The sequence below is a fragment of the Longimicrobium sp. genome (assembly GCA_036389795.1).
Classification (GTDB): domain Bacteria; phylum Gemmatimonadota; class Gemmatimonadetes; order Longimicrobiales; family Longimicrobiaceae; genus Longimicrobium.
Map to the genome: position 1 here is coordinate 25,026 of DASVWD010000065.1, position 20,053 is coordinate 45,078.

The 20,053-nt window shown below is 72.5% G+C and carries 20 protein-coding genes; 14 read left to right on the forward strand and 6 right to left on the reverse strand.

All coding sequences use genetic code 11. The features are described 5' to 3' along the window. Window positions 1–9 precede the first annotated feature (9 nt). The 4 genes from VF746_08150 to VF746_08165 all read left to right on the forward strand — a co-directional run bounded on the left by VF746_08150 (window position 10) and on the right by VF746_08165 (window position 4,697). Window positions 10–2,478 carry a cation:proton antiporter gene (locus VF746_08150; GenBank protein HEX8692373.1) on the forward strand — a complete coding sequence of 823 codons (2,469 nt, stop codon included), beginning with the start codon at window positions 10–12 and terminating at the stop codon, window positions 2,476–2,478. Continuing rightward, window positions 2,465–3,475, forward strand: a complete 1,011-nt coding sequence (locus tag VF746_08155) for a threo-3-hydroxy-L-aspartate ammonia-lyase (GenBank protein ID HEX8692374.1) — start codon at window positions 2,465–2,467, stop codon at window positions 3,473–3,475. The genes VF746_08150 and VF746_08155 overlap by 14 nt, the downstream gene beginning before the upstream one ends. A gap of 372 nt (window positions 3,476–3,847) precedes the next feature. Beyond that, window positions 3,848–4,201, forward strand: a complete 354-nt coding sequence (locus VF746_08160; protein ID HEX8692375.1) for a metalloregulator ArsR/SmtB family transcription factor — start codon at window positions 3,848–3,850, stop codon at window positions 4,199–4,201. Window positions 4,202–4,211: 10 nt separating this feature from the next. Then, window positions 4,212–4,697, forward strand: coding sequence for an SRPBCC domain-containing protein (locus VF746_08165; protein ID HEX8692376.1), 486 nt, complete (start codon window positions 4,212–4,214; stop codon window positions 4,695–4,697). 100 nt (window positions 4,698–4,797) lie between these two features. On the opposite strand, the gene VF746_08170 is transcribed toward VF746_08165, so the two are convergent. After that, complete coding sequence (locus VF746_08170; GenBank protein ID HEX8692377.1) at window positions 4,798–5,085, reverse strand: hypothetical protein; 288 nt, start codon at window positions 5,083–5,085, stop codon at window positions 4,798–4,800. A 286-nt stretch (window positions 5,086–5,371) separates the two neighbouring features. Between VF746_08170 and VF746_08175 the strand changes: the two genes are divergently transcribed. The 7 genes from VF746_08175 to VF746_08205 all read left to right on the forward strand — a co-directional run bounded on the left by VF746_08175 (window position 5,372) and on the right by VF746_08205 (window position 13,429). Further along, entirely contained in the window at window positions 5,372–5,953 is a 582-nt protein-coding gene (locus VF746_08175) for a thioredoxin family protein (protein ID HEX8692378.1), read from the forward strand. After that, a complete protein-coding gene (locus VF746_08180; GenBank protein HEX8692379.1) occupies window positions 5,950–6,654 on the forward strand; it encodes a class I SAM-dependent methyltransferase in 705 nt (234 codons plus the stop codon). The genes VF746_08175 and VF746_08180 overlap by 4 nt, the downstream gene beginning before the upstream one ends. Before the next feature lie 351 nt (window positions 6,655–7,005). After that, window positions 7,006–7,863, forward strand: a complete 858-nt coding sequence (gene lepB, locus VF746_08185; protein ID HEX8692380.1) for a signal peptidase I — start codon at window positions 7,006–7,008, stop codon at window positions 7,861–7,863. A 13-nt stretch (window positions 7,864–7,876) separates the two neighbouring features. Then, window positions 7,877–9,253: a cytochrome P450 gene (locus tag VF746_08190; GenBank protein HEX8692381.1), complete on the forward strand. Its 1,377-nt coding sequence runs from the start codon at window positions 7,877–7,879 to the stop codon at window positions 9,251–9,253. A 457-nt stretch (window positions 9,254–9,710) separates the two neighbouring features. Then, window positions 9,711–10,883 carry a pyridoxal-phosphate dependent enzyme gene (locus VF746_08195; GenBank protein ID HEX8692382.1) on the forward strand — a complete coding sequence of 391 codons (1,173 nt, stop codon included), beginning with the start codon at window positions 9,711–9,713 and terminating at the stop codon, window positions 10,881–10,883. Between the two features lie 148 nt (window positions 10,884–11,031). After that, window positions 11,032–12,189 carry an ArgE/DapE family deacylase gene (locus tag VF746_08200; GenBank protein ID HEX8692383.1) on the forward strand — a complete coding sequence of 386 codons (1,158 nt, stop codon included), beginning with the start codon at window positions 11,032–11,034 and terminating at the stop codon, window positions 12,187–12,189. Between the two features lie 478 nt (window positions 12,190–12,667). Next, complete coding sequence (locus VF746_08205; protein HEX8692384.1) at window positions 12,668–13,429, forward strand: CTP synthase; 762 nt, start codon at window positions 12,668–12,670, stop codon at window positions 13,427–13,429. A gap of 259 nt (window positions 13,430–13,688) precedes the next feature. Here the strand turns inward: VF746_08205 and VF746_08210 are convergent, their stop codons facing one another. Beyond that, window positions 13,689–14,468: an HD domain-containing phosphohydrolase gene (locus VF746_08210; GenBank protein HEX8692385.1), complete on the reverse strand. Its 780-nt coding sequence runs from the start codon at window positions 14,466–14,468 to the stop codon at window positions 13,689–13,691. Between the two features lie 157 nt (window positions 14,469–14,625). Here VF746_08210 and VF746_08215 point away from each other — a divergent pair, with 157 nt between their 5' ends. Beyond that, complete coding sequence (locus VF746_08215) at window positions 14,626–14,955, forward strand: DMT family protein (protein ID HEX8692386.1); 330 nt, start codon at window positions 14,626–14,628, stop codon at window positions 14,953–14,955. A gap of 19 nt (window positions 14,956–14,974) precedes the next feature. Beyond that, window positions 14,975–15,580 (forward strand): TIGR04282 family arsenosugar biosynthesis glycosyltransferase, encoded by a 606-nt coding sequence (locus VF746_08220; protein ID HEX8692387.1) that lies wholly within the window; start codon window positions 14,975–14,977, stop codon window positions 15,578–15,580. A 117-nt stretch (window positions 15,581–15,697) separates the two neighbouring features. Here the strand turns inward: VF746_08220 and VF746_08225 are convergent, their stop codons facing one another. The 4 genes from VF746_08225 to VF746_08240 form a co-directional block, all read right to left on the reverse strand. Beyond that, on the reverse strand, window positions 15,698–16,006 hold the full coding sequence (locus VF746_08225) for an antibiotic biosynthesis monooxygenase (protein ID HEX8692388.1): 309 nt from the start codon (window positions 16,004–16,006) through the stop codon (window positions 15,698–15,700). A gap of 148 nt (window positions 16,007–16,154) precedes the next feature. Next, on the reverse strand, window positions 16,155–16,841 hold the full coding sequence (locus VF746_08230) for a TIGR04283 family arsenosugar biosynthesis glycosyltransferase (protein ID HEX8692389.1): 687 nt from the start codon (window positions 16,839–16,841) through the stop codon (window positions 16,155–16,157). Window positions 16,842–17,229: 388 nt separating this feature from the next. Next, window positions 17,230–18,075, reverse strand: a complete 846-nt coding sequence (locus VF746_08235; GenBank protein HEX8692390.1) for a hypothetical protein — start codon at window positions 18,073–18,075, stop codon at window positions 17,230–17,232. A 115-nt stretch (window positions 18,076–18,190) separates the two neighbouring features. Next, window positions 18,191–18,673, reverse strand: coding sequence for a hypothetical protein (locus VF746_08240; protein HEX8692391.1), 483 nt, complete (start codon window positions 18,671–18,673; stop codon window positions 18,191–18,193). A gap of 138 nt (window positions 18,674–18,811) precedes the next feature. Between VF746_08240 and VF746_08245 the strand changes: the two genes are divergently transcribed. After that, complete coding sequence (locus tag VF746_08245) at window positions 18,812–19,672, forward strand: hypothetical protein (protein HEX8692392.1); 861 nt, start codon at window positions 18,812–18,814, stop codon at window positions 19,670–19,672. The last annotated feature ends 381 nt before the right edge of the window (window positions 19,673–20,053 follow it).

Sequence of the window (20,053 nt, forward strand, 5' to 3'; positions counted from 1 at the left end):
CGTAAGCCGATGTCCCTGCTCGCCGTCTCCCTCCCCTCCACCCCGTTCACCGACCCGGTGCTGATCGTCGCCACGGCGACGCTCGTCTTCCTGGTGGTGCCGCTCCTGGCCGAGCGGCTGCGCGTCCCCGGCATCATCGGGCTCATCGTGGTGGGCGCCGCGGTGGGGCCGCACGGCTTCAACCTCCTGGCCCGCAGCAACACCATCGTCCTGCTGGGCACGGTGGGGCTCCTGTACCTGATGCTGATGGTGGGGCTGGAGCTGGACCTGCACCAGTTCGACCGCCACCGCAACCGCAGCCTGGTCTTCGGCACCCTCTCGTTCCTGGTCCCCGGCGCGCTGGGGACGGCGCTCGGCCTGGCGCTGGGCTACCGCCTCCCCTCGTCGCTGCTGATCGGGGCCGTCTTCGCCTCGCACACGCTGCTGGCGTACCCGATCGCCAGCCGCCTGGGGATCGTGAGGAACCCGGCGGTCACCGCGGCGCTGGGGGGGACGATCCTCACCGAGATCCTGGCGCTGCTCCTCCTGGCCGTGGTGGTGCGCTCCCGCGGCGGGGCGATGGACGCCGGGTTCTGGGCGGCGCTGGCGGTGCCGTTCGCCGTCTACGTGGCCGCGGTGATGTGGGGGCTGCCGCGGCTCGGGCGCTGGTTCTTCCGCAACGTGAGCGGCGACGGGAGCACCGAGTTCGTCTTCGTGATGGCGGCGCTCTTCGCCACGTCGTACCTGGCGCACTTCGGCGGGGTGGAGCCGATCGTGGGCGCGCTCCTGGCGGGGCTCGCGCTCAACCGGCTGATCCCCCACCAGGGCGCGCTGATGAGCCGCATCGTCTTCGCGGGCAACGCCCTCTTCATCCCCTTCTTCCTCCTCTCGGTGGGGATGCTGGTGAACGTGCGGGCCCTCTCGGGCGCGCGGGTGTGGACCGTGTCGGTGGCGCTCACCCTCGGCGTCCTCCTCGCCAAGTGGGTGGCCGCGAAGGCTTCCGAGAAGGCGTTCGGCTGGGAGCGCGACGAGGGGTGGGTGGTGTTCGGCCTTTCGGTGCCGCACGCGGCGGGGACGCTGGCCATCGTGCTGGTGGGCTTCGACGTGGGGCTGCTGGACACCGCCGAGGTCAACGGCGTGGTGCTGATGATCCTGGCCACCTGCCTGGCCGGCCCCTGGGCGGTGGAGCGCTTCGGGCGCCGGGTGGCGCTGCGCGAGGAGCAGCGGCCGTACGACCCCGGCTCGGCCCCGCGCCGCGTCCTGGTGGCCCTGGCGAAGCCGGCGACGGCCGACACGCTGATGGACCTGGCCTTCATCCTCCGCGGCGGCGCGACCGAGGAGCCGGTGCACCCGCTGATGGTGGTGCGCGGCGAGGGCGAGTCGTCGGAGGCCGAGGTGGCGGAAGCCGAGAAGGTGCTGGCCCACGCCGTGGCGCGCGCCGCGGCGGCCGAGGTGCCCGTGGTCCCGCTGACCCGGGTGGACCCGAACGTCGCCGCCGGGATCGCGCGCGGGGTGGCGGAGACGCGCAGCACCACCCTGGTCCTGGGGTGGGACGGGCGCCGCTCTGGGGCGAAGGCGATCTTCGGCACCGTGCTGGACCAGCTCCTGGCGCGCACCCGGCAGACGGTGGTGGTCGCCCGGCTGGCGCACCCGGTGAGCACCACGCGGCGCATCGTCCTCCTCCTCCCCCCCGCCGTGGAGCGCCACCCCGGCTTCCTGGAGGCGGCGCGCGCGGCGGCCCAGCTGGCGGCCGGGGCGGGGACGTCGCTCGCGGGCGTCACCGTCGGGGGGGACCCGGAGCGGCTGGCGGCCACCTTCGCCGGGGCGCGGCCGCAGGTGCCGGTGGCGTGGGAGCGGGTGGACGGCTGGGGCGAGCTGCTGGAGCGGCTGAAGGCGCTCCTGCGCCCGGGCGACCTGGTGGCGCTGGTGAGCGCGCGCCGGGGGACGCTGGCCTGGCACCCGCGGCTGGAGCGCCTCCCCGAGCGGCTGGGCGCGCTGGCGCCGGAGAGCTTCCTGGTGGTCTTCCCGCCCGAGGTGGAGGCCGCGGGCGAGGGCGAGGGGACGCGCCTTTCCGCCACGCTGGCGCCCGAGCGGGTGGTGCGACTGGGCGGCGTGTCGTTCGTGGCCGCCGCCGGGAAGCTGCTGGAGGGGCTCTTCGACGAGGAGACGGCGCGCGAGCTGGCGAACGCGATCGTGCGCAACGAGCAGCAGTTCTCCTCCGAGGTCGTCCCCGGCGTCGTCCTCCCCCACGTGCGGCTCAACGGGCTGCCGCGCCCCGTCCTGGTCCTCGGCGTGAGCCGCGAGGGCGTCGAGTTCCCCCGGGCGCGCGAGCCGGCGCACCTGGTCTTCCTCCTGGTGAGCCCCGCCGAGCGCGCCGAGGAGCACCTGAAGTACCTGGCGGAGATCGCCCGCCTCCTTTCCTCACCCGAACGGGTGCGCGAGCTGATGGAGCGCTTCGCCCCCGGAACCGAGCTGGACTGGCTGCATGTCGAAGACTGAGACCGAGGCCCCGCCCGTCCTCCCCACCGCCGCGGACGTGCGCGCGGCCGCCGAGCGCCTGCGCGGCGTCGCCCACCGCACGCCGGTCGTGACCTCGCGCACGCTCGACGAGCGGACGGGGGCGCGCGCGTTCCTCAAGTGCGAGAGCTTCCAGCGCGGCGGGGCGTTCAAGTTCCGCGGCGCCTACAACGCCGTCTCCAGGCTCTCCGCCGAGGAGCGGGCGCGCGGCGTCCTCACCTACTCGTCCGGCAACCACGCGGGGGCCGTCGCCCTTGTCGGCCGGCTGCTGGGGGTGAAGACCGTGATCGTGATGCCACGGGACGCGCCGGGGCCCAAGATCGAGGCCACGCGCGGCTACGGCGCCGAGGTCGTCCTCTACGACCGCGCGGGCCGCTTGCGCGAGGAGATCGCCGCGGAGCTGCAGCGGGAGCGGGGGATGACGCTCGTCCCCCCGTACGACCACCCCGACGTGATCGCCGGGCAGGGGACGGCCGCGCGGGAGCTGCTGGAGGAGGCGGGGCCGCTGGACGTGGTGATGACCCCGTGCGGGGGCGGCGGCCTCCTCTCCGGCTCCGCCCTGGCGGCGAAGGACGCTTCTCCCGGGTGCAGGGTGGTGGGCGTGGAGCCCGAGCTGGCCGACGACGCCACGCGCTCCTTCCGCACCGGCGAGCTGCACGCCACGCACAACCCGCCCACCATCGCCGACGGGCTGCGGACTCCCTCGCTCGGCCGCTACACCTTCCCGCTGGTGCGCGCGCACGTGGACGAGATGCGCACCGTCTCCGAGGCCGGGATCGTGGAGGCGATGCGCTTCCTGTGGACGCGGATGAAGCTGGTGGTGGAGCCCTCCGGCGCCGTGCCGCTCGCCGCGCTCCTGGCGGACCCGGGGGCGTTCCGCGGGAAGCGCGTCGGCATCGTCCTGAGCGGCGGCAACGTGGACCTCGCCGCCGCGTGCGCGCTGCTGGCGGGGAAAGATCAAGGTTCATCGCGGATTTAGTTGCAGTTCGCCTGGGAAGGCACCCTTGATCTTGAGGATGAAGTAGTCGTCATGACGGTCACGGATGCGCACGCTCTGCTGAGATCGTAGGACGCATCGTTCTTCGCGGTCATACCAGGTTGCCGAGCATAGTTCTGGTTCCAAACAGATTGGAATCACACAGAGGACACAGAGAACACAGAGGGAGCCAAGACGCGCGATTGAAGTTCTCTGTGTCCTCTGTGTCCTCCGTGAGAGGCTTTTCAGAAGCTGTACCTGAACGATGCTCTGCAAGGTGGTATCAGACCACCATCGCTGCCTCTACTGCGACGACGGCCACCCCTTGCATGCCGCGAACGCTTGCGTTAAATACTGAACCATGTGGTTCAGTATATGACGACCCGACTCGATACTTCGTTCGCCGCGCTCTCGGATGCCACGCGGCGTGGCGTTCTGGAGCAGCTCGGACGAGCCGACGCTTCGATCACGGAGCTTGCCGAGAAGTTCCACATGACGCTCACGGGCATGAAGAAGCACGTCGGCGTTCTGGAGCGGGCGGGGCTCGTCACCACGAAGAAGATCGGGCGCGTGCGGACGTGCCAGCTGGGCCCGCGCCGATTGGAGGAAGAGACGGCGTGGCTCGAGAGGTACCGCCAGCGCTGGGACGAACGCTTCGACGAGTTGGACAAGGTTGTCGGGGAACTGACACGAAAGGAGAAGAGCGATGAACGCAAGAATCGAAAGTAGGCCCGGCCCCGTGAAGAACCGCACCACGGTGGAACGGAAGTCGGACCGCGAGGTGGTTGTCACGCGGACCATCAACGGCCCGGCGCGCATCGTGTTCGAGGCATTTACCAAGGCCGAGCTGCTCAAGCGTTGGTGGGTGCCCAAGTCGATGGGAATGACCCTGCTGTCCTGCGAAGTGGATGCTCGTGTCGGAGGCAAGTACCGATTGGTATTCGACCACGGTGGCCCCGAGCCTGCCGCGTTTTTCGGCACGTATGTCGAAGTGAAGCCGTACTCGCGCCTCGCGTGGACCAATGAAGAAGGCGGCGAGGGCGGGCCTGTCACCACGGTGACCTTCGAGGAAAAGGGCGGCAAGACGCTGGTGGTCCTGCACGAGAGCTATCCTTCGAAGGAAGCGCTCGACGCTGCCGGCACCGGGGCAGCCGATGCAATGGGCGAGACGTTCGATCAGCTGGACGAGCTTCTCGTCGCCCTGGGTGAGAGCTCGGGACAGTAACAGAGACGAGGATCTCGCGGTCGGTCGTCCGATAGTCCCGGCTCACACTGGCCGGGGCTATCGGGCGGAGTCGCGAACATTCGATCGACGGGTCCCACGCTCACGGCGCGGCGTTCCGCGCCGGTCGCGTCCCGAGGTGCGCCCAGGCCCAGCCGAGCAGGGTGATGGCCAGGAAGGGATAGGCGCAGAATGGCAGCGGGGCCGATAGCGCCGTCAGGCGCGCCCCGAGGAACATCCGGGCTGCTGTGATCGCGAACAGCACGGCCGCAACGGCGCCCGTCGCTCTGACGAGCACCGGGAACTCCCGCGCCGCGCTGATGAGGCCGAGGGCTGCCGCCCACAAGCCTGCACCCGCAGCGAACGAGGGCGCGCTCGCCGCGAGCTCCATCGCGGAGCCCGAGACGATCAGCGTCTCGGGCCGGTGTCCACTCTGCTTCTACTTACCTGCAACCCAATCGACGAAGAACCAAAGATTAAGACGGCGAGCCGGGAATGGACATCTGCGGACGTCCGTGGTACATTGCCCCTCACACACGCGAAAACGCACGCACCGAGCACGGCACCGCACCCTCTCCCGCGGCCGGGAGAGGGTGGCGATGCGGGAGCGGCGCCCGGGCGAGGGCCCCGGGGCCGCCGACGCACCGGAACCGAGGATCGGGAGGGACGACGGACGCATGGCAGCCACGCCATCCACCATGCTGGAGCTGGGGACGCCGGCGCCCTGGTTCGCGCTGCCCGACACCGACGGGAAGACCGTCACCCTGGACGACGCGAAGGGGGCCACGGCGCTGCTGGTGATGTTCATCTGCAACCACTGCCCGTACGTGAAGCACCTGCGGCCGGCGCTGGCGCGCCTGGCCGAGGAGTACGCGCCGCGCGGCGTGGCCGTGGTGGCCGTCAGCTCCAACGACGCCGAGCGCTACCCCGCCGACTCGCCCGAGGCCATGCGGCGCGAGAAGGAGGAGGCCGGCTACCCGTTCCCCTACCTGTACGACGAGACGCAGGAAGTGGCGAAGGCGTACCGCGCCGCGTGCACGCCCGACTTCTTCCTCTTCGACGCCGGGCACCGGCTGGTCTACCGCGGCCAGTTCGACGACAGCCGGCCCTCGAACGGCGTCCCCGTCACCGGGCGCGACCTGCGCGCGGCGCTCGACGCCGTGCTGGAGGGCCGCCCCGTCTCCGCCGACCAGAAGCCCAGCCTGGGGTGCAGCATCAAGTGGAGGCCGGGCGCCGCGCCGGACTACTTCGGACGATGAACACCACGCAGAAGGTCCATCCCTTCCCGGCCGAGCGCCGCATGCTCGCCACCTGGGACGCCGACGCCGACGCTTGGACGGGCGCCGTGCGCGAGGGCGCCCTCCCCACGCGCCGCATCACCGACGAGGCGATCGTGGAGGTGATCCGCCAGGTGCCCACCGGGCCGATCCTGGACGCCGGGTGCGGCGAGGGGTGGCTGGCCAGGCGGCTGGCGGAGTTCGGGCACAAGGTGGCGGGGATCGACGGGAGCGCGCGGCTCGTCGAGCGGGCCAGGGAGCTGGGCGGGGGCGACTTCCGGGTGCTCTCGTACTCCGACGCGGCCGAGAACCCGCGGCTCCTGCGCGGGCCGTTCGGCACGGTGGTGTTCAACTTCTCGCTGCTGGACGACAAGGTCACGGGGATCCTCTACGCCGTGGGCGCCACCCTCTTCCCCTACGGCCGCGTGCTGATCCAGACGCTGCACCCGGGCGCGTGCGGCGAGGGCGAGCCGTACCGGGACGGGTGGCGCGAGGAGGCGTTCCCCGGCCTGGGCTTCCCCGAGCCGATCCCCTACTACTTCCGCACCTTCAGCCGCTGGGTGCTGGAGCTGCGCCGCGCGGGGCTGATCCTGGTGGAGACCTACGAGCCGCTGGACCCCGACACCGGCCGCCCCGTGTCGCTGATCCTGAGCGCGACGATCCCGGAGCGGCGGCGGGGATAGTGCGAAGTGCGAGGTGCGGAACACCGGGTCGTAGCGGAGCTGCTTGAAGACCGAAGATCCAGCTGAACGGATGTCATCCCGAGGGGAGCGGTAGCGACCCGAGGGATCTACCTGGCGGGTCTGGTGGGTGGCGGGCCAGGCAGATGCCCCATTCCCCGGATGTCGTCGCACTTCGCACTTCGCACCCAGCACTTCGCACTCGCAGTCCCAGGAAACTTTCCCCCCGCCCCGGCGTATTCTCCCCGCCCGGGGCGGTTGTGCTTTCCGCCCGCCCGGCGGATATTTCGTACCGGCCTCGCCGGCCCCTCGCGACTCCGCCGGCGAGGCCTTTCCCTGTACGCAACCGAGAACGTGGCCAGTCCCGAGAGCCGGGCGGCGCTGCGCGGCGGCAAGCCCGCCAGGCGCCCCGCATCCGACAGCAAGAGCGCCGACGACAAGGGCGCCGACGGCAAGGCCGGCAAGCCGCCCCGCAACGAGGCGCTGGAGTGGGCCAAGTCCATCGCCATCGCGGTGGTGCTGTTCCTCTTCATCCGCACCTTCCTGGTGCAGGCGTACTCGATCCCCTCCGAGAGCATGGAGGAGACGCTCCTGGTGGGCGACTACCTGATGGCCAACAACGCCGTCTTCGGCGCGCGGCTCCCTTTCGTGGGCACGCGGCTCCCCGCCGTCCGCGACCCGCGCCGCGGCGAGATCGTCGTCTTCCGCCCCACCTACAACACCCCGATCCAGGACGTGGTGAAGCGGGTGATCGGCACGCCCGGCGACACGCTGGAGTCGCGGCAGGGCGTGGTGATGCGCAACGGGAAGGCGCTCGACGAGCCGTACGTGCACCGCCTGGGCACCCCCGATTCCCCGATCCCCTTCTCCGGCGGCGTGGGCGACCCCATGGTGGACCCCGAGCGGCACGGCTACCACAACCACATGGAGGCGCTGCTGCCCTCGGTGAAGCGCGAGGACTACCACCCCACGCGCGACAACTGGGGGCCGCTGGTGGTGCCGGCGGGCCACTACTTCCTGATGGGCGACAACCGCGAGTCGTCGCTGGACTCGCGCTTCATGGGCTTCATCCCGCGCGAGGTGATCCGCGGCAAGCCGCTCTTCATCTACTGGTCGTACGACAGGAACCGCGACGCGCCCTTCCCCCGCTTCGTCAGCGCCGCCCGCTGGGGCCGCATCGGCTCGGCGATCCACGCCTGCTGCGCCCGGTAGCCGGCGGGCGGCGGTGAGCACGGCCACGGCGCCGGTCCGGGAGCGGGCCCCGGCCGGACTCCCCGACCCGCCCGGCCCGCGCGGCGGGCTCCCCTTCGCGCGGCTGGCCGCCTTCCGCCGCGACCCCCTCGCGTACCTCACCGGCCTGCAGCGCGCGCACGGCGACGTGGTCCGCTTCCGCTTCGGGCCGCGGCGCCTGTACCTCCTCTCGCACCCCGAGCTGGTGCAGGGCGTCCTGGTTACCCGCCACCGGAACTTCATCAAGAGCCTGGCGCTGCAGCGCGCCCGGGTGCTGCTGGGCAGCGGCCTGCTCACCAGCGAGGGCGACTTCCACCTGCGCCAGCGCCGCCTGGCCCAGCCCGCCTTCCACCGCGAGCGCGTGGCCGCGCTGGGGGCCACCATGGCGGAGTACGCCGCGCGCACGGGAGAGCGCTGGCGGGCCGGGGCGGAGCTGGACGTGGCGCGCGAGATGAACCGCATGACGCTGGCGATCGCCGGGAAGACGCTCTTCGGCGCCGACGTGGAGGGCGAGGCCGCGGAAGTGGCGAGGGCGCTCGACGTGGCGCTGGAGATGTTCAGGCGCCTCACCAACCCGCTCGGCGTGGTCCTCGACCGGCTCCCGGTGCCGGGGACGCTCCGGATGAAGCGGGCGCGCGAGTCGCTCGACGCCACCGTCTACCGCATCATCGAGCGGCGGCGCTCGGGCGGCGAGGACCGCGGCGACCTCCTCTCCATGCTCCTGGCCGCGCGCGACCAGGAGGGCGACGGCGGCGGGATGACCGACGAGCAGCTGCGCGACGAGGCGCTCACCCTCTTCCTGGCCGGGCACGAGACCACCGCCAACGCGCTCGCCTGGACCTGGCACCTGCTGGCGCTCCACCCCGACGCCGAGGCGCGCCTGCACGCCGAGGTCGATTCTCTCCCCGCCGGCCGCCTCCCGGGCGCCGGCGACGTGCCGAGCCTCCCCTACACCCGCGCCGTCTTCGCCGAGTCGATGCGCCTGTACCCGCCGGCGTGGACGATCGGTCGCGAGCCGCTGGCCGACTTCGAGGCGGGCGGCTTCCGGGTGCGGGCCGGCGCGGCGGTGCTGATGAGCCCGTGGGTGGTCCACCGCGACCCGCGCTGGTGGCCCGACCCCGAGCGCTTCGACCCCGACCGCTGGACGCCGGAGGCGGAGGCCGCGCAGCCGCGCCTGGCCTACTTCCCCTTCGGCGCGGGCCCGCGCAAGTGCATCGGCGAGGGCTTCGCCTGGCTGGAGGGCGTGCTGGCGCTGGCCACCCTCGCCCGGCGCTGGCGGCTGCGCCACGTCCCCGGCGCCCGGGTCCTCCCCCACCCGACCATCACGCTCCGCCCCCGCGGCCTGGCGATGCGGGCCGAGGAGCGGGAGTAGCCCCCTCCCCCGCCGTGCGGGAGAGGGGCTCGACTCGACGCGGGGAGACGTTTCCGCCGGTCGAAGGGCTGCCTCGGCCCCCGCAGCCCGCCGGACGCACCGCCGCCTCGCACGAGGTCTACCGCGTCTGCGGAAGCGGAGCGGCGGCCCGCCGCCGACGCTCTCTCGGCCCCGTGCAGGTTCGCCGCCGCACCGCGGCGAAGTCTCGCCCGGTCCTGGCGCGCGCGGCCGTCCTACAGCGCCCACCTGAGATAGATGCGCCTGTCGCGTAGATGCGGTTGCCGAGCGCGGCGGCGGCCGGGGAATGGCTGGTCGTCAGCGCCTTTCCCACCGGCGACCAGCCGCCGAACGCGTTCGGGATGACAGCGGGTGCGAGGCGGACCGGTGACCTTTCTGGCTGCTGCGCTTTGCTGCGGCCGCCTTGCGTCCGACCCGGATTGTATACAGTATACAGACCATGCCTGCCGCCCCTCCTCCCGCCACCGCCGACCTGGCCTGCTTCCGCTGCGGCGACGTGCAGCCGTTCGACCTGCACGCGTACCTCTGCCCCTCGTGCGGCGCGGGCGAGGGCGATCCCGGCATCCTGGACGTCCGCTACGACTACGACGAGGTGCGCGCGCGGCTCCCCCGCTCCGGCCTGGGGGGCGGGAAGGCGGGGCGCGGCGGGGTCTTCCGCTACCAGGCCTTCCTCCCCGTCGCCGCGCCGCGGGTGCCGCTGCTGCCGGCGGGGGGGACGCCGCTCCTGTCGTCGCCGCGCCTGGCGAAGCACTTCGGGCTGAAGGCGCTGTACCTGAAGGACGAGACGGCGAACCCCACGCAGTGCCTCAAGGACCGCGCGACCGCCGTGGCCGTTTCTCTCGCTGCGGCGCGGGGGCAGGACACCCTCTACTGCGCCTCGGCGGGCAACGCGGCGATCTCGCTGGCGGGCTTCTGCGCGGCCGCGCGGCTGGCCTGCCACGTGTGGGTGCCGGCGCGCGTCTCGTTCGCGCGGCTGGCGTGGCTGCACCGCTTCGGCGCGGCCGTGCACGTCTCCACGGGCGACTACGACCGCGCCTTCGACGAGTCCGAGGCCGAGGGGGCGCGCCGGGGGTGGTTCAGCCGCAACTGCGCCTTCAACCCCTTCCTGGTGGAGGGGAAGAAGACGGCCGCCCTCGAGGTGGCCGAGCAGCTCGGCGGGCGGGTGCCGGACCTGGTGGTGGCGCCGGTGGGCGACGGCTGCACCCTGGCGGCCATGGGGAAGGGCTTCCGCGAGCTGCGCGAGGTGGGGCGCGCGGAGGCGCTGCCGCGGCTGGTGGGGGTGCAGGCCGAGGGGGTGCAGCCGCTGGTCCGCCGCTTCCGCGGCGAGGCGGACGCGGACGAGGAGGGCCGCACCCGCGCGGCGTCCATCGCCGTGCGGCACCCGCGCAACGCGCGCCGCCTGCTGCGCGAGCTGGAGGCGAGCGGAGGGACGATGCTGGCCGTCCCCGACGCCGAGACGGAGCGCGCCGCCGCCCTGCTGAGCGCCGAGGCCGGGGTGCGGGCGGAGTTCACCAGCGCGGCGGCGCTCGCCGGGCTGGCGCGCCTCGCCGAGGCCGAGTCGCTGGAGGGAAAGACCGCGGTCGTGCTCGTCACCGGCGGGCGGGCGGAGTAGGGAAAACCGCAAATCCTCCCGCAGAGTCGGCAGAGGAAGCAGAGAACTTCATCGCACTCGCGCGGTTTTCCTCTGCTACCTCTGCTACCTCTGCGTGAGGCCAGGCTGTTTATGATTTTTCACTCCTCCACCCTCACCCGATCCCACCATGCGCGCGGACCGCGAGTACTTCACGGACCTGCTCTCCCGGCTGGTCCGCATCAACTCGATCAACCCGGCGTTCAGCGAGGGGGCCACGGACGAGCGCGAGATCGCCGCCTTCGTGGCCGAAGAGATGGAGCGGCTGGGGATGGCGGCGGAGCGCTTCGAGCCGGAGCCGGGGCGGGCGAGCGTGCTCGGACGGCTGGCGGGCGCCGGGAGCGGACGATCGCTCATGCTCTACGCGCACGCGGACACCGTGGGCGTGGAGGGGATGGCGGACCCGTTCTCGGGCGAGGTGCGGGACGGGCGCGTGTACGGGCGCGGCGCCTACGACATGAAGGGCGGGCTGGCGGCGTGCCTGGCCGCGGTGAAGGCGCTCCGCGACGCGGGCGCGCGCCTCCGGGGCGACCTGCTGATCGCCGCGGTGGCCGACGAGGAGGTGGCGAGCCTGGGGATGGCGGACCTGCTCACGCGCGCCACCGCGGACGCGGCCATCGTCACCGAGCCCACGGAGATGCGCGTGTGCCTGGCGCACAAGGGGTTCGTGTGGGTGGAGGTGGAGACGCACGGGCGGGCGGCGCACGGGAGCCGCTTCCAGGACGGGGTCGACGCGAACATGCGGATGGGGCGCTTCCTGGCGCGGCTGGACGGGCTGGAGCGCGAGCTGCGCGCCTCGGCGCCGCACCCGCTGGTGGGGCCGCCCTCGCTGCACGCGGCGGTGCTGCGCGGCGGCACCGGCACCAGCACCTACGCGGCGCACTGCCGGCTGGAGATCGAGCGCCGCACCATCCCCGGCGAGACGGAGGAGCTGGTGCTCTCGCAGCTCCGCTCCATCTCCGGCGCGCTCGCGGCCGAGGACCCCACCTTCCGCGCGGACGTGCGGACGATGCTGGCGCGCGGCTCGTTCGAGGCGCCGGCCGACGCGCCGGTGGTGCGCGCGGTGCTCGCGGCCGCGGCGGAGGTGCTGGGCCGGGAGCCGGAGACGATCGGCGAGCCGTACTGGATGGACACGGCGCTGATCGCGGACGCCGGGATCGCCGCGGTGGCGTTCGGCGCGCGCGGGGCCGGCGCCCACGCCGACGAGGAGTGGGCCGACGTCGACAGCCACGTGCAGCTGGTGGAGGTCCTGGCCCGCGCGGCGGCGGAGTTCTGCGGGCAGGCTTGATCTTGTGGTGTTCGCCGTCATCCCGAGGCCCGACCACACGGGACCAGCATCGGCTTGGATGACGGCAGGGCCGAGGGATCTACTCCCCTCGTCACCGCAGGTTGGGCGCGGCAGCGGCGCGGATCCCGCCCTGCTTCATCATTCATAGCCAGATTGTTGTTCGGATCTGAACAGGATGAACAACGGGGGATGCGGCGAGGGAGGATCGGTGTCGCTGCCGCGCCCGGCCTACCTGGCGAGGTGAGAAGATTCCTCGGCCCTGCCGTCATGCGTGCGGATGCCGGTTCGGTGCGGTCGGGCCTCGGAATGACAGCATTGCGCCGGCGGTGCTACGCTGCTCCGCGCCCGCGTAGCAGAGACGGCGCGGCGGAGGTCGTTCGCGTGAAAAGACTTCCGCCGCTTCGTGCCGCGCTTCATCTTTCTCCCGTTCCCCCGACAAAACGTCCCGAGCCAGGAACCTTCAGACCGGCAGGCCGCGATGGAGCCGATCTTCGTTGGACTGGTGGGCGACCACGACCCCGAGGTGACGGCGCACCGGGCGATCCCCAAGGCGCTGGGGCTGGCGGCGCTCTCGCTCGGCCGCGCGGTGGACGCGGTGTGGATCCCCACGGAAGAGGTGGAGCGCGACCCGCACGCCAGCCTGGGGCACCTGCACGCGCTCTGGTGCGTGCCGGCCAGCCCTTACCGCAGCATGGAGGGCGCGCTGCTGGCGATCCGCCACGCGCGCGAGCGCGGGCTGCCGTTCCTGGGCACCTGTGGCGGCTTCCAGCACGCGGTGGTGGAGTTCGCCCGCGGCGTGTGCGGGATCGCGGACGCGGACCACGCGGAGACGAGCCAGGGCGGGGGCTCGCTGGTGGTGGCGCCGCTGGCGTGCGCGCTGGTGGAGCAGTCGGGGCGGGTGCGGCTGGTGGAGGGCTCGCGCGTGCGGGAGGCGTACGGGGCCAGCCAGGTGCTGGAGGAGTACCACTGCTCGTACGGCCTGAACCCCGAGTTCGTGACGGTGCTGGAGGAGCACGGGATGCGCTTCACCGGCTTCGACGCCGCGGGCGAGGTGCGCGTGCTGGAGCTGCCGGAGCACCCGTTCTTCGTGGCGACGCTCTTCCAGCCCGAGCGCTCGGCGCTGCGCAACGCCACCCCGCCGCTGGTGCGCGCCTTCGTCCGCGCAGCGTCGGGCCCGGAGCCGGCCGCCTCGCCCGCGGACGCGCCGGAGGCGATCGCCGCGGCGTTCGGGCCGATCTGAACGGCGGTGCGAAGTGCGGGGTGCGAAGTGCGAAGTGCGGTGACGGATGCCGGACCGGTCTGAGGAGCGGACCAGGCAGATGTCATCCCGAGGGATCTAATCGACGTGCCTGGTGGGTGGCGAATCGGTCGGATGGGCTGACGCCGCTCCGATCATCCGCAGCTCGTCCGGACTTGACGAGAGCGCCCGCCGGTGAAGCCCGGCGGGCGCTCACATCTACGCACTTCGCACCTCGCACCTCGCACCTCGCACCGGCTTTTCACCCGGAGTGGGCGTTGATGGCGGCCTCGGTGGGGTTGGGGTGCGCCAGGTGCTCGCGCTCGTCGCGCAGGCCGCGCTCGGCGACCTCACGCCACAGGCCCAGCACCGGCGGGCTCTCCACCAGCCGTACCAGCTGCGGGTCGAACTGGCGGCCCACGCCCTCCTCCAGCTTGTCGAGCGCCTCCTCGACCGAGAGCGGGTCCTTGTAGCGGCGCGGCTGCGTCATGGCGTCGAATGCGTCGGCCACGGTGATGATGCGCGCGCCCAGCGGGATCTCCTGCGTGCCCAGGCCGCGCGGGTAGCCGCTGCCGTCCCAGCACTCGTGGTGCGACGAGACGATGTCCTGGATGCCGGGGTGCAGCTTCTCCAGCGGCTCCAGGATGTGCGCGCTCTGGTGGGGATGGCTCTTGATCTGGTCGCGCTGCTCGCGGGAGAGCGGCTTGCGCGAGTGGATGATGTGGAAGAAGCGGTCGTCGATCTTCCCCATGTCGTGCAGGAGCGCTGCCACGCGCAGCGTCGCCCGCTCGCCCCGCGCCATCCCGCACGCCTCGGCCAGCGCGTAGCTCAGGTCGGCCACGCGGCGGCTGTGGCGCGCGGTGACGGGGTCGTCGGCGGTGAGCGCGTTGAGGAGCAGCTCCACCAGGATGCGGTGCATCTCGCTCTGGCGGCGCTCGCGCTGCGAAGCGTCGAGCGCCCACGCCACCCCCACGACCGCGGCGGAGGCCAGCGCGGCCGCGAGCGTCTTCGCCCGCGGGGTGTCGGAAATCAGCTTCGCCATTGTGTCGTCCGGTGAGGTCGTCCCGCTCCGTGGTGCGGAAACGCCCGTGCACAACGTACGCCACGGGATTTTCTCCTCTCCCGGCACCCAATCCGCCCACCGGCGTACTGACGCACTTCGTACTTCGTACTTCGCACCTCGCACTTCGCACCTTCCCATGACGACCATCGTCCTGCTGCTGATCTCCAACGTGTTCATGACCTTCGCCTGGTACGGGCACCTGAAGCACAAGGGCCTGCCCCTGGTGACGGTGATCCTGGCGAGCTGGGGGATCGCGTTCTTCGAGTACTGCTTCCAGGTGCCGGCCAACCGCATCGGCCACGGGCGCTTCACGGCCGCGGAGCTGAAGACCATCCAGGAGGTGATCTCGCTGGTGGTATTCGCGGGCTTCAGCGTGCTGTACCTGCGCGAGGAGCTGAAGTGGAACTACCTGGTGGGCTTCGGGCTGATCGTGGCGGCCGTGTTCGTCGTCTTCCACGAGTGGTGAGCCGATCGACGCCGTCCTGATCTTCGTCCGCGCGCCGGAGGCGGGGCGCGTGAAGACCCGCCTGGCCGCCGAGATCGGGCCGGAGGCGGCGCTGCGCGTCTACCGGCGCCTGGCCGAGCGCGCCGTCGCCGAGGCGCAGGCGCTGGGGCCGGACGTGTCGGTGCGCGTGCACTTCACCCCGGCGGACGCGGGGGACGCGGTCCGCTCCTGGCTGGGAGAAGGCCCGGCCTACCTCCCCCAGGCCCGGACGCCGGACCTGGGGGAGCGGATGCGGGCGGCGTTCGCGGAGGCGTTCGCGGCGGGGTTCCGGCGCGTGGTGATCATCGGCTCGGACCTGCCGGAGCTCACGGCGGGGCTGCTGCGGCGCGCGTTCGACCTGCTGGAGACGCACGCGGCGGTGCTGGGCCCGGCGCGCGACGGGGGCTACTGGCTGCTGGGGCTCAGGGAGATGATCGGCGCCGCGTTCGCCGACGTGCCGTGGAGCACGGACCGCGTGCTGGCGCGCACGCTGGAGATCCTGCGGGAGACGGGGATCGAGCCCGCGCTGCTGGAGACGTTGGGCGACGTCGACCGGGCGGCGGACCTGCCGGCAGGGTGGGTGGACTGGGCGCGCGAGGGCGGCTGAAACTGCGTCCGCAGGTTCGAAAATCATCTCACAGAGGACACGGAGGACACAGAGAGAACTTCATCCGATCCGCCGTTCCTCCGTGTCCTCTGTGCCCTCTGTGTGAGGCTTTTTGATCTACTCCGGCGCCATGGCGACCTCGTAGTGCACCGAGCGCTCGTCGAAGCGCGAGAGGAGCCTGCGCGCCTCGGGCGGGACGACGGCGATCTCGTAGTCCTCTCCGGCGAAGGCGCGTACGGCGTCCATGCTCGCGAAGAAGGTGAGCGTGGCGAACTCGACGCCCTCCTCCACGTCGCGCCGCATCAGGTACGCGCCGCGGTAGCCCTTCACGCGGTGGATGCCGGGAAGCACCTTGGTCCGCAGCAGCTGCTCGTAGGCGTCCGCGTTCTCCTGCGTGGTCCATCCTCTCCAGAATCGTCCGATCATCGTCTTTGTCGTTGGCCGCAAGGGGTTTGCCGGCCGCGCGGGGTTGCGGGCGAATGAATTCGCTGCAACAACGACACGAAGTCCGCCTGCGCGGACTCCCACGCGGAGATCCGTGCGCTCCGCGAGCATGCGCGCGCACTCCGATCTTCTATCGATACCGCTCCGCCAGCACGGCCGGGTCGGCGCCGCGCCAGTAGGACCAGCGCAGGCGCCACATCAGCAGCATGGTGCGGAAAACGCCGCGCCGCTCCCAGCGCCGGCTGGAGGTGACGACCGTCTCGCGCAGGCAGAGCGGCGGGCCCAGCCGCTTGAGCGCGCGGCTGAGCGCCACGTCCTCCATCAGCGGCAGGTCGGGGAAGCCGCCGGCGCGGCGGAACCAGTCGCGGCGCACGAACACGGCCTGGTCGCCCGTGGCGATCCCCGACAGCCGCGAGCGCAGGCCGATCATCCGCTCGACCACGCGCAGCACCGGGTGCCGGCCGGTAAGTCGCACGTCGAAGCGCCCCCACCCGCGCCCCGTGCGCTCCAGCCCGCCCAGGACCAGCGAGTCGGCACCCGGCGGCAGGTGCGTGTCGGCGTGCAGGAAGAGGAGCACGTCGCCCGCGGCCGCGGCGGCGCCGGCGTTCTGCTGGCGCGCTCTGCCGCGCTCCGCCGCCAGCACCCGGTCCGCCAGCGGCCGCGCCAGCTCGGCCGTGGCGTCCGCGCTCCCGCCGTCCACCACGATCACCTCGTGCCCCCGCGCCCGCAGCGGCCCGAGCGCCGCGAGCGTCTCCACGATCCCCTCCGCCTCGTCGAGCGCGGGGACGACGATGGAGAGGCGCGGGCCTGCGGACATGGGAGCCGGGGAGCGGTGTCGTAAAGTCGACCAGGAATCCAGGCCGAATTCCTCGGATCAGTGTGCAACGGCTCGCTGAAAGGATGTCATTCCGAGCGGCGCCGCAGCACCGAACGAACCTTCACACCAGGCCGGGCGGCGTCCGAGGAATCTACCCACCCCGCCGGGTGGCTGGTTCTCCGCACGGATTCGACCTCGCTGCAGCCGCGGGTAGATTCCTCGGGAGCCCGGCCAGCTTCGGTGGCACCGCGGGTTCAGTGCATCGGGCTCCACTCGGAATGACATCTCTCGGGATGCCTGGTGGCTCTCGGAAGATGGTATCAGGATCGTGAGATACGAAAGGCCGGGCCCGTGGCGAGCCCGGCCTTTCGCTCGGCGCCTCTCGCGGTCAGCGGGGGCCGGCGGCCTGCTGCACCACGCGGGCGTTGAGGACGCGGCCGGCCTGGTCGAGCGTGTACTCGATCAGCGCGCCGGAGGCGTGGCGCACGGTGCGCACCGTCTGGCCGGCGGCGTTGGTGGCCGTGCGCACCAGCGGCAGGGTGGTGACGGAGCCCAGCGTCCGCGTCCCCACCACCTGCCCCGCCGTGTTCAGCGTCCGCTCGACGATGCCGCCCGTCTGGCCGAGCGTGGTCTGCACCGTCTGCCCCAGCGTGTTGACGGTCTGGCTGAGCAGCCCGCCCGGCCGGGTGGCGTTGTCGAGCGTGCGGCCCACCGCGCCCACGGCCTGCTCCGCCACGCCGCCGGGCCGGAGCGCGGCGCCCGCCACCCCGCCCACGGTGCCCACCAGCGTGTCGACGGTGGTGAGCACCTGCGTCAGGATCTGCGGGTTGCGGTCGAGCGTGGCCAGCACGCGGTTGACGATGCGGGCCACGTTGTCCAGGTCGACGTAGACGTACGCCTCGGCCCGCACCCCCACCAGCTCCAGCTGCACGCGCTGGATCGAGATGTCGGCGCCCGCCACCAGCGTCACCAGGTTGGCGGCGTTGGCGTCGAGCGCCAGGTGCGCGCGCACGTCCGCCACCGTCAGGCCGATGGAGTCCACCGAGAGGTTCGGCACCTCCAGCACCACGTCGTAGTTGGACGTGCCCGTCTGCGCGCCCCCCTGCGCGGCGCGCTGCACCGGGACCGGCGCGGGGGACGGCCTGGCGCGCGCGGTGTCCTGCTGCGCGGCCGCCCCCCGGGCCGCCACGACCAGGAGCAGCGGCAGCGCGACGCTCAGCCCGGGACACCTCATCGCAACCTCCCGCGTGTGGTTCGCGCGGAAGCCGGGTGCCTCCGCGTCGTCTCACCCCTCCATCCTTCCGCCGGACCGCCGGCCGCGCCGGGCGCAGGCTCCGTGCCGCCCCGCGTCAGGGCCGGGGCGGGGGCGGAGGTGCGCGACTGGCCGTGTCGCGCGCGGCCGGGGCGCAGGGGAGCGGCCGCCCCCGCGCGGCCGCCGAGTCCGCCGCCAGCCCCAGCAGGCACGCGGCCTCCAGCCGGCCCACGATCTCCACCGCCACGTACACGTCGCGGTAGGTGACCCCCGGCTGCACCCGCTCCGGGAGGTTGCGCCGCTCCAGCACCCGCACCCGCCCCGCCGTGTCTCCCGGCGCGCACCCGGTGAGGCGCACGCTGGCGCGCGGCTCGCTCTCGAAGCGCAGCTCGCGCGCGGAGACCGAGGCGCGGATCACCACGTCCGGGCGCCCCGCGGCCGAGTCGCCGCGCAGCGAGTCGGCGGCGGCCACTACTGGAGCGAGCGCGGCGCAGGGGTCCGGCGTCTGCGCGAGCGCCCCCCGCGCCCCCAGCAGGAGGAGCGCGAGGAGGAGGGCCGGGGCGCGGGTCGCAGGGTTCATCTCGGGGTCCTTTCGCCGGGGCGTGCGCGGATCAACTTCCGTGCCCCGCCCGGCACGCTTCCTGCCCGCCGCACCTGGCCGGACGCGGGCCGTTGGGAGGTCCGCGGGCGTCCTCACCCGGAGAGGAGAAGCGCGCCGATGCGAACGACGAGCGGGTGTGCGGTGCTGGTGGCGCTGGGGCTCCTGCTCCCCGCGGCGGCCGGGGCGCAGCGGGACCGGGACCGGCAGCCGGCGCAGCAGCGGGAGGTCGTCCAGTGCCGGGCGGCGCCGGGCGGCACGCAGCCGGGCCTGCCCCCGCGCGCGCAGGGGTACGACGTGGTGGTGAACGTCCCCGAGCTGTGCGTGGAGCGCATCCGGCTGGACGTCGACAACGTGGAGGCCCGCCTGGCGCTGCACGCCGCGGTGGCCAACCTGGTGCGCGTCAACGCCGGCGCCGACGTCTTCATCGGCGACGTGCAGCTGGGGATCAACGGCATCCGCGCCGAGGCGCTGCTGCTGGTGGACCTGGACAACGTGGTGGCCGTCGTCGAGCGCACGCTCGCCTTCGTCGACGCCCACCCCGAGATCGTCTCGCAGCTCACGGGCACGGTGCAGCGCACCCTCGGCACGGTGGGCGGGGTGACCGGGGCCGCGCTCCGGCCGGGCGGCGTGGTGGACCAGGCGGTGGGCGCGGCCGGGCGGACGCTGGAGAACGTCACCCAGCCCGGCGGGCTCCTCACCCAGACCGTGAACACGCTGGGGCAGACGGTGCAGACCACGCTCGACCAGACGGGGAACCTGGTGGAGCGCACCCTCGACACCGCCGGGCAGGTGGTGAACACGCGCACGCTGGGCTCCATCACCAGCCTCCCCCTGGTGCGCACGGCCACCAACGCGGCGGGCCAGACGGTGCGCACGGTGCGCCACGCCTCGGGCGCGCTGATCGAGTACACGCTTGACCAGGCCGGCCGGGTGACGGGCGCCCGCGTGGTGCAGCAGGCTGGTAACCCGCGGGAGTAGCATGGCGACGACGCTGCGGCCCGATACGGATGAGATCGGATTGAGGCTGGAGAAGATTACTCAAGATCACGTTGTAGGTCGACCATAGTTAGTTCGGGGAGCGCGGTTTCAGAATACCGGCTCTCGACTAAAAGGCTGTTCAGAGCATCAAACGCCTTCAAGCCCTCGGCTTCTCCGTTCAAGCTTACAGGGATTGATCGTCCATATCTCAAGATGAGCTCATCACGAGATAGCAATATCAGCCTCGGTTATTCACGAAGCTCGGGACATTCGCCGTGCGGCTTTGCGGTCGCTGTCGGAGAGGGCCGTCGGGCGAGAGGTGTGTCTCAGGAGCACGACGCCCCTTTCCCCACGGGTGACCGGGAGGAGGCTCGGCGTCTC